This window comes from Kineococcus indalonis, assembly GCF_009906395.1.
In the GTDB taxonomy this organism is placed as follows: Bacteria; Actinomycetota; Actinomycetes; order Actinomycetales; family Kineococcaceae; genus Kineococcus; species Kineococcus indalonis.
This window is the reverse complement of record NZ_JAAALM010000833.1, coordinates 1-1,130: the sequence shown is the minus strand read 5'-3', so window position 1 is coordinate 1,130 and position 1,130 is coordinate 1. Positions and strand designations below refer to the sequence as shown.

At 81.9% G+C, this 1,130-nt stretch carries 1 protein-coding gene; it reads right to left on the bottom strand.

Annotated features, from left to right (window positions below; genetic code table 11):
* Positions 1-73: 73 nt before the first annotated feature.
* Positions 74-1,130 (bottom strand): TadA family conjugal transfer-associated ATPase (locus GTR00_RS21425; protein ID WP_166613520.1); only part of this gene is annotated, 1,057 nt, incomplete at its 5' end.

The window sequence follows — 1,130 nt, the reverse complement described above, 5'->3', positions numbered from 1 at the left end:
TCGACCGGCACGGCGCGGCCGCCGGCGAGCGCGACGGCCGCGCCCAGGAGGGCGGCGGCCGCGAGAGCGGCGCTCACGGCAGCCCCAGGCGGGCGGCCAGCAGCGGCCACCCCGGCCCGCGCCGCGCCGTGCCGTCGTCCTCGCGGCGCAGCGCGGGCACCACCGCGGCCCGGCCGCGCTCGTCGGGGCGCACGAGGGCGACCTCGGCCAGGACGCGCCGCCCGCCGCGCCGGGCCACGTGCAGCACGGCGTCCACCCCGGCCAGCAGCTGGGCGTCGACGGCCTCGGGGGCGGAGCCGGCGGCGGCCGCGAGGGCGTGCAGGCGCGGCACGACGTCGGCGGCGGTGTTGGCGTGGACGGTGCCCGCGCCGCCGGCGTGCCCGGTGTTCAGCGCGGCCAGCAGGTCGCGCACCTCGGCGCCGCGGCACTCGCCGACGACGAGGCGGTCCGGGCGCATGCGCAGCGCCTGGCGCACCAGGACGTCCAGGCCGACGCCGCCGCGGCCCTCGACGTTGCCGTGGCGGGCCTCCAGGCGCACCACGTGCGGGTGCTCCGGCCGCAGCTCGCCGGAGTCCTCGACGAGCACGATGCGCTCGGCGGGGTCGACCTCGCCGAGCAGCGCCTGCAGCAGGGTGGTCTTGCCCGCCCCGGTGCCGCCGCTGACCAGCACCGACAGCCGGGCGGCGACCACGGCGCGCAGCAGCGGCGCCCACGGCCCGGGCACGGCGCCGGCGGCGGTGAGCTGCTCCAGGCCCCAGCGGCGCAGCGCGGGCACGCGCAGGCTGATGCAGGTGCCCTCCGGCGCCAGCGGCGGCAGGACGGCGTGCAGGCGGGTGCCGTCCGCCAGGCGCGCGTCGACGAAGGGGCTGGCCTCGTCCAGCCGGCGCCCGGCGCCGGCCGCCAGCCGCACGGCCAGCGCCCGCACGCCCTCCTCCCCGCCCAGCTCGACGTCCGCGGGCCGCAGCCCGGAGCCGTCGTCGACCCACACGCGCCCGCCGCCGTTGACGAGCACGTCCGTGACGCCGTCGCGGGCGAGCAGCGGCTGCAGCGGCCCGGCGCCGGTGACGCGGGCGCGCACGTCGTCGACGAGCCGCAGCAGGGCCGCGGCGCCCAGCACGACGCCCTCGGCG